Source organism: Bradyrhizobium sp. Ash2021, assembly GCF_031202265.1.
Taxonomy (GTDB): Bacteria; Pseudomonadota; Alphaproteobacteria; order Rhizobiales; family Xanthobacteraceae; genus Bradyrhizobium.
On the sequence record NZ_CP100604.1, the window covers coordinates 7593238 to 7606517 of the forward strand.

The 13280-nt window shown below is 61.0% G+C and carries 14 protein-coding genes and 1 pseudogene; 7 read left to right on the forward strand and 8 right to left on the reverse strand.

Features of this window, described 5'->3' with window-relative positions:
• Nucleotides 1-3: 3 nt before the first annotated feature.
• From NL528_RS36545 to NL528_RS36555, 3 genes and pseudogenes are all read right to left on the reverse strand, one after another.
• The gene (locus NL528_RS36545; protein ID WP_309179224.1) at nt 4-1110 is read right to left on the reverse strand and encodes an MlaD family protein; all 1107 of its coding nucleotides are present in this window, start codon (nt 1108-1110) and stop codon (nt 4-6) included.
• A gap of 2 nt (nt 1111-1112) precedes the next feature.
• The gene (locus tag NL528_RS36550) at nt 1113-1892 is read right to left on the reverse strand and encodes an ABC transporter ATP-binding protein (RefSeq protein WP_309179225.1); all 780 of its coding nucleotides are present in this window, start codon (nt 1890-1892) and stop codon (nt 1113-1115) included.
• Between the two features lie 2 nt (nt 1893-1894).
• Nucleotides 1895-3005, reverse strand: a pseudogene (locus NL528_RS36555) (MlaE family lipid ABC transporter permease subunit).
• A gap of 197 nt (nt 3006-3202) precedes the next feature.
• Between NL528_RS36555 and NL528_RS36560 the strand changes: the two are divergent.
• From NL528_RS36560 to NL528_RS36575, 4 genes are read left to right on the forward strand one after another with little or no spacing between them, the layout of a single operon-like run.
• Entirely contained in the window at nt 3203-3478 is a 276-nt protein-coding gene (locus tag NL528_RS36560) for a hypothetical protein (RefSeq protein WP_309179226.1), read from the forward strand.
• A gap of 1 nt (nt 3479) precedes the next feature.
• Nucleotides 3480-3974, forward strand: coding sequence for a phage holin family protein (locus NL528_RS36565; RefSeq protein WP_309179227.1), 495 nt, complete (start codon nt 3480-3482; stop codon nt 3972-3974).
• 51 nt (nt 3975-4025) lie between these two features.
• Entirely contained in the window at nt 4026-4436 is a 411-nt protein-coding gene (locus tag NL528_RS36570) for a hypothetical protein (RefSeq protein ID WP_309179228.1), read from the forward strand.
• A gap of 47 nt (nt 4437-4483) precedes the next feature.
• Nucleotides 4484-4729 (forward strand): hypothetical protein, encoded by a 246-nt coding sequence (locus NL528_RS36575; protein WP_309179229.1) that lies wholly within the window; start codon nt 4484-4486, stop codon nt 4727-4729.
• Between the two features lie 31 nt (nt 4730-4760).
• Here the strand turns inward: NL528_RS36575 and NL528_RS36580 are convergent, their stop codons facing one another.
• A complete protein-coding gene (locus NL528_RS36580; RefSeq protein WP_309179230.1) occupies nt 4761-7463 on the reverse strand; it encodes a bifunctional acetate--CoA ligase family protein/GNAT family N-acetyltransferase in 2703 nt (900 codons plus the stop codon).
• A gap of 227 nt (nt 7464-7690) precedes the next feature.
• On the opposite strand from NL528_RS36580, the gene NL528_RS36585 reads away from it, so the two are divergent.
• The 3 genes from NL528_RS36585 to NL528_RS36595 all read left to right on the forward strand — a co-directional run bounded on the left by NL528_RS36585 (nt 7691) and on the right by NL528_RS36595 (nt 9092).
• A complete protein-coding gene (locus tag NL528_RS36585) occupies nt 7691-7897 on the forward strand; it encodes a DUF2892 domain-containing protein (RefSeq protein ID WP_309179231.1) in 207 nt (68 codons plus the stop codon).
• A 90-nt stretch (nt 7898-7987) separates the two neighbouring features.
• Nucleotides 7988-8560, forward strand: coding sequence for a hemerythrin domain-containing protein (locus NL528_RS36590; protein WP_309179232.1), 573 nt, complete (start codon nt 7988-7990; stop codon nt 8558-8560).
• 115 nt (nt 8561-8675) lie between these two features.
• Nucleotides 8676-9092 (forward strand): hypothetical protein, encoded by a 417-nt coding sequence (locus tag NL528_RS36595; RefSeq protein ID WP_309179233.1) that lies wholly within the window; start codon nt 8676-8678, stop codon nt 9090-9092.
• A gap of 138 nt (nt 9093-9230) precedes the next feature.
• Here the strand turns inward: NL528_RS36595 and NL528_RS36600 are convergent, their stop codons facing one another.
• From NL528_RS36600 to NL528_RS36615, 4 genes are all read right to left on the reverse strand, one after another.
• A complete protein-coding gene (locus tag NL528_RS36600) occupies nt 9231-9830 on the reverse strand; it encodes a c-type cytochrome (RefSeq protein WP_309179234.1) in 600 nt (199 codons plus the stop codon).
• Nucleotides 9831-9882: 52 nt separating this feature from the next.
• On the reverse strand, nt 9883-10491 hold the full coding sequence (locus tag NL528_RS36605) for a c-type cytochrome (protein ID WP_309179235.1): 609 nt from the start codon (nt 10489-10491) through the stop codon (nt 9883-9885).
• A 101-nt stretch (nt 10492-10592) separates the two neighbouring features.
• A complete protein-coding gene (locus tag NL528_RS36610; protein ID WP_309179236.1) occupies nt 10593-11366 on the reverse strand; it encodes an outer membrane beta-barrel protein in 774 nt (257 codons plus the stop codon).
• A gap of 30 nt (nt 11367-11396) precedes the next feature.
• A complete protein-coding gene (locus NL528_RS36615; protein ID WP_309179237.1) occupies nt 11397-12842 on the reverse strand; it encodes a cytochrome C in 1446 nt (481 codons plus the stop codon).
• Nucleotides 12843-13280: the final 438 nt, after the last annotated feature.

Sequence of the window (13280 nt, forward strand, 5' to 3'; positions counted from 1 at the left end):
CCGCTACAACGCCTGCACCGTCCAGGCGATCATATCCTTCGCCATTCGGCCGAACGCGGCGTTGAAGGCGGCGACCGCTGCTGGCGGCTCGAGCTTGGCAAGTTTTTCCGTTTCCTGAAACAAGCGCGAGGCGACGACGGCTCCGTTCTTGTCGACCAATTTGACCGACAACCCGATCTCGGCCATCGGTTCTGTGTCAACGGCGGCAATCCGGAAGCGCCTGACATCGACCAGCATCTGGTAATCCGCCTGGCCAATGTCCGCCGTGCGCAGCGGCGCATGCGCCAGATCGTAATTCTCGAAACCTTCAATCAGGCGCGCCTGCAACAGTTTTGGAATAGCGTCGGCCCACATCGCCTCGGCAAATGCCGGATAGTCACCGGCCGGGGAGAACAGGAAGCGCTGCGTCTCGAGCATCACAACTGCCGTGGGCTCCGGGATTGCCAACGATCCCTTCAGCGTTTTGCTGGCAGGGCCGAGATCGTTCGGCGCGTTCAAATCGTAGGTGATCTTTTGCGGCGGCGCGGTTGCACCGGTCATGCGTTCGAGTCCCGCGACGATACCGTCGAGCTTGCCGGTGTTGCGCGCCAGGCCTTCCGAGAAAACCTTGAAATTGGCAATGGTGTCCTTCAGCGAATCCGAATTTTCGCTCAGCAGGGAATCGACCCTGCGCAAGGCGTCGCGGGCGGCCTGCGTCATCCCCTGCCCGGCGCCCGGCTCTGCGACAAGAGTAGTCACCGGACCGGAATTCGCCTGCAGCTTGCCGCCTTCGAGCGCGATGACGGGAACGCCGGTCAGTCCCTGGAATTCGAGGCCGACCTTGGTGTCGGCGCGCACCGGCGTTGTCGAAGCGACCGAGATCGTGGCATGGACGCCGCGCGGGTTGTCTGCCGCTAGGGCAAGCCCGGTCACTTCGCCGACCCGGATGCCGTTGAACAGCACGGCGGCGCCGACCAGGAGGCCCGGCACCGAGCCGTCGAACTGGACATGATAGGTCGCGCGCGGACCAAGCCCGCCGGTGTTATGCAGCCAGTACACGAAGCCAAACACGGCGACGATAGCCGCGAGCACGAAGGTGCCTACAACAACGAAGGGAGCGCGGGTTTCCATTTTCAACTCGCTTGTGGTTGCAGCATCTGGGAGCGCTTGCCATGAAAATAGGCCCGCACCCAGGGATGCCCGGATTGAAGCAGTTCGCGCATCGACCCGATGGCGACGATCTTGCCGTCCGCCAGCGCCGCGACGCGGTCGCAGACGGTATTGAGGCTGGCGAGGTCATGGGTGACCATGAACACCGTCAGCCCCAGCGTCTTTTGCAGCGTCTTGATCAAGGCGTCGAAGTCGCCGGCCGCGATCGGGTCCAGGCCCGAGGTCGGCTCGTCGAGGAATACGATCGCGGGATCGAGCGCGAGTGCGCGAGCCAACGCGACGCGCTTGGTCATGCCGCCGGATAACTCGGAAGGGAATTTGTCGCCGTCCTCCGCCCTCAACCCGACCATCTCGAGTTTGGCGGTCGCGATCTCGTCCATCAGCGCATCCGACAGCACGAGGTTTTCGCGCAGCGGAAACTGGATGTTTTGTCGCACGGTGAGGGATGAAAACAGCGCGCCCTGCTGGAACAGGATGCCCCATCGGCCCGCCGCACCGCGGGTACTGCGTTCCTGGCTCCGCCCGATCGCGGCACCCAAAACCTCGATCTCGCCGCTTCGTCGCGGGATCAACCCGATGATGGTCCGCATCAACACCGACTTGCCGCCGCCGGAAGCGCCGACCAGGCCGAGGATCTCGCCTTTTCGGACATCCAGCGACAAATGGTCGATCACCACCTGCCGGCCGAAACCGACTACTAGATCGTGAACGCGGATGGCGAACTGCGAATTGTGGTCCTGCATCGCTACATTCCAATCGACGCAAAGAACACGGCGAAAAGTCCGTCGAGCACGATCACCAGGAAGATCGATTTTACCACTGACGTTGTCGTCTGCTTGCCGAGCGACTCCGCGCTTCCCTTTACCCGCAGGCCCTCGCTGCAAGCGACGATGCCGATAGCCAGCGCCATGAACGGCGCCTTGATAATTCCGACCTCGAAGCTGGTCACGGAGACCGCCTCATGCAGCCGGGCGATGAAGATCGCCGGCCCCATGCCGCCATAGAACTGTGCCACCAAACCGCCGCCGTAGAGCGCGGCTATCGATCCGATGAAACTCAGGATCGGCAGCGCGAAGATCAGCGCGACGATGCGGGGCAGGATCAGGACTTCGACGGGATCGAGACCCATGGTCGACAGCGCGTCGATCTCCTCGCGCATCTTCATCGAGCCAAGCTCGGCGGTGTAGGCGCTTCCCGACCGTCCGGCGACCATGATCGCGACGATCAGCACACCCAATTCACGCAGCACCAGAATGCCGACCATGTCGACGACGTAGGAGTCGGCGCCGAACTTGCGGAAATGGAAGATACCTTGCTGCGCGATGATCGCGCCTATCAGGAAAGTGATCAGCGCGACAATCGGGATCGCCTGCCAGCCGATCCTGTACAACTGATAAACCAGCGACGTCAGGCGCAGCGATCTCGGCCTCCGGAGCACACCGATGAGGGCCAGAAACAGCGAACCCAGCATCTGCAGGAATACGGTGATGTCTTCCATCGCACCGACCACGGAGCGGCCGATGTCGTTCACCCTGGCCACGACAGGATTTAGTGCGGGCAGCGGCGCGGGATTGTGGCGATTGACCTGACGGACCTCCTCGATCAGTCCGGCATAGTTGCCGGGCACGCCGACCACATCGGCGCTGTGGCCAGCCGACGTCGCTCGCCGCGAGATTTTCTCGAGCAGCCAAGCCCCCAAATGTGTCGAGCTCGCTCACACCAGCCATGTCGAGCTTCACGGATTTCGAACGGCCGAGCTCGGCCGCAACGCCGTTGGAAAGGGATTCCAGTGTCGTCACATTGGCCGCGATCCAGGATCCAGCCGGGCGTAACTCAAGCACATCACCCGATGGCATGATTGTTAACTGAGGCGAAGTCACCACAATCGCTATCCTCTTCCGCGTAGTGCCTTTCTTAAACGGCGAGACGACAGCCGTGTTGACTTGCCTCAAACAGGAAATCCTGTTGTGCCGGACGATTGACGCAAATCAAACGCAGCGCCGCGTTCTCGCATAGAGTTCGGGCTGGGCTAAACGACGGAACGACGAATGCCATGTTCGACTCAAGCGAGGTAAAAGATGAGTTGCAGGCGCTCAAAGGCGACGTGGCGGCACTGCTGAATACCACAGCCGAAGGCGTTTTCGACGCATCCAAGAGCCGCGCCGACGCCCTCGCCGACCAGGTCAAGGCTGCCCTGAGGGATCTCGGCGAGACCCTGAGCGGGGATCAAGACCAGATCGAGAAACTGATAGCCGATCGTCCGATCACGACGCTGGCCTCTGCTTTCGCGCTTGGCGTCGTCGTCGGCTTGATGCTGAGGAGGCACTGACGTGAACAGCGAGAACGTCGTTAAAAACCTGCGGGCGCTCTGGCGGACCGACCGGATCATCGCCGATATCCGGATGCGGCATCTGCTGGTCGGCCTCGGCTTGAGGGCGTTTGCGGCGCTGATCGCTGCCTTCGGCCTCTTGATGCTGGAGCTATCGGCCTATTTCGTCCTGGTGCAAATCTGGAGCGCGATTTCCGCCGCCGCCATCCTTGGCGTGGTCAATTTCGTGATTGCGGCTGTCCTGTTCGTGATTGCGGACAGGGCGCCCTCAGGTCGCGAACTTGAACTCGCGAACGAAATTCACGGAACGGCCGTCGAAGCGCTGCAAATTGAGGCCCGAGCGATGCAGTCCCAGGTCTCCGGCATGATCCAGCATCCGCTGAACGGCGTGCTGCCGATGCTGCTGGTGCCGCTCATCACAATCATCGTCAAAAGTCTGAAGAAATCCACGGCTGGGGCAGCAGCCGCGGCGCCGGCCGCAACGGAACAACACTGATCCCGGCGAATGCATGGGCCTCATGCCCATCAACCAGGGAGCGTTACAAACATGTCCAAGACCCAACGAAAGCCGATCCTGAATGCCTCCCTGCCGGCGCAGTTTCGGCAACTCCGTATCGCACTCGCACGCGAACCCGCCCATCCCGACGGCGACGCCGAAGTGGCATATGTCTTCGTCGCGCCAATCGATGCGGATGGCTCCATCAATCCGAAGCTGTGGCAATCGCACCGCGACGCATGCCGGGTCGCGCGCATGCGCCCGAACGAAGAAGACAGCCTTGGACATCTCGTCCATCGCCCCGGTGGCTCATGGGGGTTCCACTACGACGGCGAAGTCGATTTGCCCGACGAAGCCGGATTTCATTTCGCGGACGAACGCTTCAATGTCGGCGAATATGTCTCGATCAACGAACGCGGCACGATGCACACCTACCGCGTGACTTCGGTATCGCACCTCTAAAGCAGAACGCGCTTCCTCCCGTCGAGCAAAATGATGGAGACAATTCCATGCTGCCCTATCTGAAAGCTATCCTGCTCCTTGCGCTCGTTTCAGGCGTCGCGTTCGTGGCAAGCTCCGTTCTCGTTCCCGATGTCGTCCCTATCGCCGACACCGATCAGCCGCAGCCATATCTCCAACTCGCATTTGTTCTCAAAGCCATCGAATTGACCGGTCTCGGTGGAGCCGTCCTGGTCCTCATATCTGCGCTGCAGCTCTGGCTTGGGAAGCAGTCTGAAACGACAACGGTTCGATAAGCCACTACCGCCGCGCACCGATCGCCCGGCTTCAGTGTCCATCCAGCACAAGCTTGACGTTGCATATGCTGTGCTCAACGGGGTCTGCCTTCACCTCAAAGCCGAGCTCCCGACACATCGCCAGCATGGCCGTGTTCTCGGCAAGCACTTCGCCCGAGATCGCCTTGAGTCCTTCGGACCTCGCGTATTCGATGATCAGCTGCATCAAGGCCCAGCCCAGCCCCCTGCCCTTGAGGTCCGATCTGAGCAGGATCGCATATTCCCCGCTCTCATAGATCGAATCCGAGTGAATTCGCACCACGCCGACCATTTCGTTGGTGGCTTCGTCGAACGCGACAAAGGCCATCGCGCGGGCATAGTCGAGCTGGGTCAAGCGGGCGATGAATTCGTGAGTGAATTGCTTCATCGGCGCGAAGAATCGCAGCCGCAGATCGTTGGGGGTCACGTGGCGCAAAAGCTCATGAATCAGCGGTTCATCCTCGGGCCGGATCGGGCGAACAAACACCCGCCAGCCGTCCTTTACCTGGATGTGACGCTGCCATTGCGATGGATAAGGCCGTACCGCGAAATTGGCGGGGCCCGAGCCCGCAAACTTCCGCGCCACCGCGCCGACGGCGACACGCGCATCGACCGCCAGCACGCCGGCCTCATCCGCCAGCAACGGATTGATGTCGAGCTCGCGGATTTCAGGAATGTCGGCAGCCACCTGCGCCAGCTTGACCAGAACCATGGCGACGGCATCCGGCTTGACCGCCGGCACGTCCCGATAGGCGCGCAGGATTCGCGAGACCCGGGTGCGTTCGATCAGATTCCGCGCCAACTGCAGGTCGAGCGGCGGCAGCCCCAATGCCTTGTCGTTGATGATCTCGACCGCCGTTCCGCCCCGACCGAACACAACGACTGTGCCGAAGGTCGGATCGTCGGCGAGGCCGAGGATGAGTTCGCGCGCCTTCGGCCGCACGACCATGGCCTGCACCATCACACCCGCTATCCGCGCTTCCGGTCGAAGCGCTCTCGCCCGCGCGAGAATTTCAGCGGTCGCCTTCCGGACGGCGTGGGCACTGGTGAGATTGAGAACGACGCCACCGACATCGGATTTGTGAACGATGTCGCGCGACATGATCTTGAGCACCACAGTCGAGCCTTGTGCGAGCAACGCTTCGGCACGGACGACCGCTTGCTCAGCGTCGGCGGCCGCAAACGTCGGCACCATTGCGATGTCGTAGGCGTCAAACAGCCGCTTGATCTCGACCGGGTCGAGCCAGTGGCGGCCGTCGGCAAGCGCAATGGCGACGACTTTTCGGGCGGCGTCGATATCGGGTTCAAATGTGCTAGGCATGGCCGGCGGCACCTGCGCCAGCGCCTCCACGACCTCGCGATGCCGAACCAGGTGCATAAAGCCTCGTACTGCATCGTCTTCGGTCGGGTAGTTGGGAATCCCTGCACTGCTCAGCAGATCGATGATTTTTGGATCCGCTCCGACCCAGACCGCTAGGACGGGTTTGGCAGTCCCCGGATGCTCGCGGCGATACTTTTCGACCACACCAGTCACGGTAGCAGCGATGTCATCGGCCGCGGCGATCGCGGTCTGAACATTCATCACAAGGATCGCATCGTTACCCGCGTCGGCGAGCAGGAGCTCAAGCGCAGCGGCATAGCGCGCGGGGTAGGCATCGCCGACAATATCGACGGGATTTGATCCGGACCAGGTCCGCGGCAACACCGTATTCAACTTCTCACGAACATCAGGCCCGATCTCCGCCGGGATTCCTCCGAGCTCGACAAGGCGATCGATGGCAAGAACCCCGATGCCGCCGCCATTGGTCAGGATTGCCAGCCGTTTCCCCGGAGGTGGTTTGACGCGTCCCAGCGTCTCGGCACAGTCAAACAACTCGCGAAGATCCGACACCCGCAAGATGCCCGCGCGTTGGAACGCCGCATCGTAAACGGCGTCTGATCCGGCCAGCGCGCCGGTGTGGGTTGCGGCGGCCTTCGCGCCTTGCGCCATGCGACCGGACTTGACGACAACGACCGGTTTGATCCTTGCTGCAGCGCGCGCCGCCGACATGAATTTGCGGGCGTCCTTGATCGACTCGACGTAAAGTAGAATGGCGCGCGTCTTTTCGTCCAGCGCGAAGTAATCAAGCAGATCTGCGAGATCGAGGTCGAGTTGATCACCGATGGAGACGATTCCGGAAAAGCCGACCGAGCGCTGCGCCGCCCAGTCCACCATGCCGGCGGCAATGGCACCCGACTGTGAGATCAGCGCCAGATTTCCCGCACACGGCATGTGCGCTGAAAAACTTGCGTTGAGATTGACGCCGGGCATCACGATGCCCAGACAATTGGGTCCGATCAGCCGCATCCCGTATTTTTGCGCCGCCCGTTCGGCCGCATCCGCCAGCGACCCGGCGCCATGGCCGAGACCGGCACTGACGATCACCGCACCCGCCGCGCCCTGCTGCCCAGCTTCATCGATGAGGGCAGCGACCGCGCTTGCCGGCGCGGTGACGACAACCAATTCCGGCACGAATGGCAGTTTGCCAAGGCTGGCGACCGTGGCGACGCCGTCGATCTCGGCGTAGCGCGGATTCACCAATCCGAAATCACCCTTGAATTTCGCTTTCTGAATATTGTGGAGAATGGCCCGGCCGACGGACCCCTGCCGCGGACTTGCGCCGACCAGCGCGACCGAATGGGGCGAGAGCAGATTTTTCAGACGATAGGTCGACATCGGTCAAAATACCCGGCCGGTGCTGGCCCGTTGCGAAACCAGACGCGAGTTCCACGAAGTGGACTCCTGCAGCGACATTGTAACCCGGCACAGTCTCGGTCTGATGACAAATCTGGACGTGCTTTCCGTACATTGAGCCGTCAATTCATTGTTGAGGCAGATCAAAGCCCGGTCCGGCATCTCGTGCGAGCTTTACTCAGCTTTAGGTTCAACCGAGGAGAAGCATCATGCCGGTAAATGTAGGAACCATTGATCAGTATGTGCGGATAGTTCTGGGATTGGCCCTGGTTGCATTCGCTTTCCAGGACGGCCTGTCAATCGAGGGATGGCACTGGGCCGGATTGATCGGATTGGTGCTGCTGGTGACGGCGTTCTTCAAGAGCTGTCCGCTATACAGCGCCCTGGGCATCTCGAGCCGCACGGTTCGGCAGTAAGCGCCCGTTCCCAGCTTATTGATCTATCGCAATGTCTTACGACGCGACATCTGCGACTGTTACAAGAAATCTATCTTCAGGGAGGGCGCAATGGTCATTGAAATCCTGCGCCAGGAACATCGCAACATTGAGAAGTTGCTCCTCGTTCTCGAGCGCGAGCTGAGCGTCTTCGCTCGTGGGGACCGCCCTGACTACGAGGTAGTCCACGCGGTTATCGCTTATTTCCAGGTCTATCCCGACGCCTACCATCATCCGACGGAGGATATGGTATTCGAGAAGCTGAAGGTGCGTGATCCCGCCGCGACCGCGAATATCGGCGATCTCGCGGCCGAGCACCGGAGGGGCGCCGAAGGCTTGCGCCGGGTCGCGCGGGCGGTCGAGAGTGTACTAGCTGATCAGGAACTCCTGCGACAGAACATCAACGACATCATTCGCGACTTCATCGAGCAGGAACGGCGCCATATCGCCATGGAAGAGCGAGATTTCTTTCCGGCCGCAGTCAAGGCGCTACAACCTCAGGATTGGGCGGAGATCGCCTCGAGATTGACTGATCAGAGGAACCCGCTTTTCAGTGAGGTTGTCGAAGAGAGGTTCGAGGTCGTGCGAAGGCATATCTTGCAGCTGGAGCAGGAGGCTGAGGCGGAACGATCGGCGCATTGCTGACGCTGCCTTTTAACAGAGACCAGTGCGGTCGCGCGACCGCAGTCCTAGTTGGCGTCGCGCAGGCGACCCGCGAGGGCGGGTACCCAGAGTTATATCTCAGACGATGGAGGGTACGATGACGACAACCCAGCGTGAACCTTATCCTTTCGTGACGAAAGTGATCGATCTGTTTGGCGACTGGCTCAAGCAGCGGCGGGAGTTGAGCGAACTGATGGGGTGCGCAGCTGATCCGGGCGAGCTCGGGCGGGTGGCGCGCGATCTCAATGTGACGCCCGCCGATCTAGAGATGCTGGTGCGGCAGGGGTCGGACGGCGCGAACGAGTTACCGTACGCGCTCACGGCGCTGGGCATCGACGAAGCGGCCGTATGGCGGGCGGAGCCGGCCTTATTGCGCGACATGGAGCGCGTCTGTTCGTTCTGCACGCACAAGCGCCGGTGCCATCAGGAGCTCGCGGCCGGGACTGCTGCGACAAACTATGTGGAGTATTGCGGGAACGCGGATACAATCGACATGGTGAGGTTCAAGAGCTGAAGATCAGGACAACGTCGGCAGGCTCCGCCAATATCGGCCGCGGTCAGCGCCGGAGCGTCATTGACGCCATCGCCCGGGCTCGTGTTTTCGTTCGGATAAGACCGCCAGGACTTCGAAGCGAAATGTTGCGCAACGCGCTTACCTGACAAAGCTGAGGTAGGAAGCCAGCGCCTCAATTTCGTTCGGGCCCAATTGCCGCGCGACCAGGGGCATCGGAGAGGCCGGATCCGAATGGTATCCTTGGCCCCACTGCTGGAGCCGCGCCTTCAGGTAGAAATAAGCAAGCCCCCCAAGGCGAGGAATTTCGCGCACGCCCTCGGCGTTCGGGCCATGACAGGCATAGCAGGATGCAACGTTGGCTTCCGGAATTCCCTCCATATAAATCGTTCTGCCCGCGGCCGCGAGATTCCTGTCGCCGTCATTGGCGGGTTTAGGCGAAATCGTTGCAAAGTAGGCCGCGAGTTCGCGGGCGGTGCGAGCATCAAGCGCGGCCACGGCGCCCCACATGTATTGCTTCGAAAAAGGGTTGTCGCGCGCGTGCTCGCGGAAGCTTCTGATCTGGCTTTCGGTATAGGCCGGACGCTGACCGGCCAGCCTCGGCGCGACCATGTAACCCTGTCCCGATGTTCCGTGGCACCAGGTGCAGTTGCGGATGCTGGCGTCTCCATCCCACGCCATCGCGGGAGCGATTGACGCGACAATTGCCAAGACCGCTGCTTTCAATCCGGTGCGCTTCATGACCTCAAGCTCAATTCGATTGACCGACCCGGCATATGCGGGATCCAAACTCTCATTGAAGGTAGCTGACATAGGCCGCGACGGCTTCAATTTGTGATCGCGTCAGATTATGCGCTGTCGGCGCCATGATCGCGGAGGTGTCGACTGCCGATCCTTGGCCTCGTACCTTCGTCCAACCCGTGAGCTGTCCGACGGAGTACTCATAGAGCTGGCCCGCCAGCCGCGGAATTTCGTTCTGACCCTTGCCTTCGGACCCATGACAGGCCGCGCAGGCCGGCACATTGGCATCGGGAAGCCCGTCCTCGAAGATCCTCTTGCCCAACGCCAATGAACCCCTTGGCGCGCCTCCGATCGGCTTGGGATCGAGATTTCTGAAATGTGTCGCCAAGGCCGAGACCATAGAGGGGCTCAGCACGTGGGCGACGTTGGCCATGATGGGGTTCGTGCGCCGGCGCTCGATGAAAGCCCGCAACTGATTCTCCATATATTGCGGTTGCTGTCCTGCCAGTCGCGGCATTGGAAAATATCCACGATACCCCTGCGCTGACAACCCGTGGCAGGTTTTGCAATATTCCAGTTTCGCCTCCAGGCCGCCCTGCCTCGCGACGATCACTCTGTCCTCCGCGCGACCCACGACTGAAAAACCGACAGCCAGCAGCACTGCGGGCCACACGAACCGCAAGCCGGTGACCCCTAAGATACGGCGCTTGCGCCTGTCAGGTGACATCCGCGCTGTCCTCCTCCCCTAGCATAGTTCGACCGTCACCAGCCGGCTGCCCAGACGTGAAAGTTGAGCCCGACTTTCACGACCTGGATGTTTTGCTTGACGTCGACCAGGCCCGAGAAAACGTTGACCGGATCGGACATCAAGACGTTGCCATGTCCGAATTGATAGTAGTCGTATTCGACGAAGGCGGACCAATGATGCGTGAAAGCCCAGTCCACGCCGCCACCGACGGTCCACCCCACGCGATTGTCCAACCCCTCAAAGGCAAACGGGGTACCGCCGAATGAACCGGTGACATCGTATTTATCTCCGGCGAGCGCGACGCCCCCCTTGGCGTACAGCAACACATTGTCGATGGCGTAGCCCAGGCGAACAGTCAGGCTCGGCAGAAAGTCGGTATTGGCCTTCACCAGGGCCGTGTCGGGGGGGCTGAGCGGCAGCCCGACGGTTCTCGTGTTCCTCATGGTCGAACCGGACGCGGCACCCTCGATGCCGACGACCCAGGAGGGAGCGAACTGGTAGTCGCAGCCGATCTGCCCGCCAATCACCACACCGGTCGGCGATGGACTGACCGTTGTGACGTCCACAGTAGAGCCAGCGCCCAGAAACGAATCCTGCACCAGCTGCACCGGATCGGTAATGTCCTTGCGTCCAAAACCGCCGCCGACGTGGCCGCCAACGTAGCAACCCGTCCAGCTGAAGCGCGCTGCGAACGGCGTCTCCGCCTTGAGCGGCATGTCGGCGGCGAGCACGGGTCCCGCGACGGCCATTGCAAGCGCTGCGGCATTTGCCAAAAGCAGTTTTCTCATCTGACGATCTCCGTCTGCGGGCGCGCCCGCCTACATGGCAAACCAGGCGTGGAGGAAGAGCGTGTTGTTGTCGTGGGCCCCGACCGTGGTGCCGTTGAACTTGTTGTAATAGGTGTATTGCAGGCCAATGCGGGCATTGAACCATGGCCAGCCGAACGACTTGCTGAGCCCGAACGGGATGTAGGCGATTTCAGCCTGGAAGCCGTCGCTGTTCGGGGTCATGGCCAACCCGGTGACGGGATCGGTCCCGAACAGGGTCGCATCGGCGGTGCCCCAGATATTGAAATATTGTCCGGTGAAAACGATCCGGTTGTCGCCGCCATAAGCGAACGAGGCTTGCAGCTTCAGGCTGTTCAGGAGGTTGGTCGGATTGGACGAAGCAAAGTTGGCGAAGCTCGAATCGAGCCGCTGAAACTCGCGAATATAACTGCCGCGCAACGTCAGCCAGTAATTGTCGCCTTGATACTGGTATTGCGTATCAAAGCCGATGTCCGTGAACTTATCCGATAGCGGAAACGTTCCGGTCGAAAAACTCGCGAAGCTTGTATCGAGCCAAGGATGCACATCGAAGTACATTCCGAAGGTGCCGACCATCAGCGAGTGCCTGCCCCAATGCGGCTCGAGGGCGACGCGCCAATACGGCGCCACGCTGCCAAACAGACCGGGCGCGCCGAACGGGTCAGTGCCCAGCGCGTTCTGCTGGCTGAACCCGAGCGTCTTGTAACCCGTGACTTCGAGATAGAGCAGATCGTTGATCAAGGTGTAGGCGCCGACGCCACCGACATGCGCGGCGAAAGCGCCCTCGATCATCGTCTTGCTTGAGGGGGTCGGTGCAAGCGTCGATACCGCATAGGGGAATGACCAGGCCGGCGTAGTGTTCCACAAATCCTGGACGGTCGGATTGTTGTTGGCCGTGATGCCGTAGACAAGGTCGAGCGGGCCGATGCTCGCCGTCCTGGCAAAACGAACATCGGTATTGTCCCAGGTCCAGGTGTGTCCGAACGGATCCCCGAATCCGCCGGCAGGCGGCGCGTTATAGGTGACCTGCGCGAACGCGCCGATATCGTTGGTGATGGCTCCGCCCCAGAACGCGCTGAATGGCGAGAGCACGGTGTTGTCGTTTGGGCTGTAGGGGTCCGTCGGCGGGGGCAGTGGCGCTTGGGTGTGGGTGAAGCCGACAATCGCCATCATCGAGAGCGGCGGCACGTATTCCTTGTTACCATCACTCGCCGGAGGTTCAATCGCCTTGGCATAGCCGCGCAATTTGTCGAGTTCGGCGCGTGCGTCGCGTCCGGCGTTGGATGAGAACGGCGTCGTGCGAAACTCGCCGCCGCCAGGGGTGTATCCGAGCAGCTTGAACCGTCTTCCGTAAGGGGTAAGCGCGGGGAAATCGGTGTGGCAGGTACCGCAGGGCTGTCCAGTCTGACGTGCGAAGCTCGGCAGCGCTTGTGCTGGCGAAGTAGAGCCAATTGTCATGCAGCCCGCCAGCACTGCAGCAAGCACGAGCGCAGCGAATAGCCTGCCATTCCCGGAGAGTCGACTAGAACGGTACCCCCGCATCGCGCGCTGTCCCATCGCGGTGCGCTCACGGCAAACAGGAATCGAATTGCCAGGCGCGCTCGCGAACAATAGGCCAAGAGTGGAGAGCTTGGCCAAGCGACATTCGCTGGGTCGAATCCGATTTCAACGACAGCGAGACATTTTAGCAACTATAGGTTGCAGTCACAACACTAAAGCGTGCGGCGAAACGGTGCGTTTCGTCACGGGGCAACACCACTAATACAACGAGAATCCCTCGTCGCGTATCGGCAAAAATACGGGATTCGTCCGGCAGTCTTTGAGCTGGATCAACCGCCGCCGAAAAAATCAGGCTGGACCAAAGTCCCCGGCGCGGCGTAGCTTGAGTTGATCAAA

What these genes read in the sequence shown, in the direction of transcription:
- NL528_RS36545 (WP_309179224.1), bottom strand. Translation starts at nt 1,110, where the DNA reads ATGGAAACCCGCGCTCCCTTCGTTGTTGTAGGCACCTTCGTGCTCGCG.
- NL528_RS36550 (WP_309179225.1), bottom strand. Translation starts at nt 1,892, where the DNA reads ATGCAGGACCACAATTCGCAGTTCGCCATCCGCGTTCACGATCTAGTA.
- NL528_RS36560 (WP_309179226.1), top strand. Translation starts at nt 3,203, where the DNA reads ATGTTCGACTCAAGCGAGGTAAAAGATGAGTTGCAGGCGCTCAAAGGC.
- NL528_RS36570 (WP_309179228.1), top strand. Translation starts at nt 4,026, where the DNA reads ATGTCCAAGACCCAACGAAAGCCGATCCTGAATGCCTCCCTGCCGGCG.
- NL528_RS36575 (WP_309179229.1), top strand. Translation starts at nt 4,484, where the DNA reads ATGCTGCCCTATCTGAAAGCTATCCTGCTCCTTGCGCTCGTTTCAGGC.
- NL528_RS36580 (WP_309179230.1), bottom strand. Translation starts at nt 7,463, where the DNA reads ATGTCGACCTATCGTCTGAAAAATCTGCTCTCGCCCCATTCGGTCGCG.
- NL528_RS36585 (WP_309179231.1), top strand. Translation starts at nt 7,691, where the DNA reads ATGCCGGTAAATGTAGGAACCATTGATCAGTATGTGCGGATAGTTCTG.
- NL528_RS36590 (WP_309179232.1), top strand. Translation starts at nt 7,988, where the DNA reads ATGGTCATTGAAATCCTGCGCCAGGAACATCGCAACATTGAGAAGTTG.
- NL528_RS36595 (WP_309179233.1), top strand. Translation starts at nt 8,676, where the DNA reads ATGACGACAACCCAGCGTGAACCTTATCCTTTCGTGACGAAAGTGATC.
- NL528_RS36600 (WP_309179234.1), bottom strand. Translation starts at nt 9,830, where the DNA reads ATGAAGCGCACCGGATTGAAAGCAGCGGTCTTGGCAATTGTCGCGTCA.
- NL528_RS36610 (WP_309179236.1), bottom strand. Translation starts at nt 11,366, where the DNA reads ATGAGAAAACTGCTTTTGGCAAATGCCGCAGCGCTTGCAATGGCCGTC.
- NL528_RS36615 (WP_309179237.1), bottom strand. Translation starts at nt 12,842, where the DNA reads ATGACAATTGGCTCTACTTCGCCAGCACAAGCGCTGCCGAGCTTCGCA.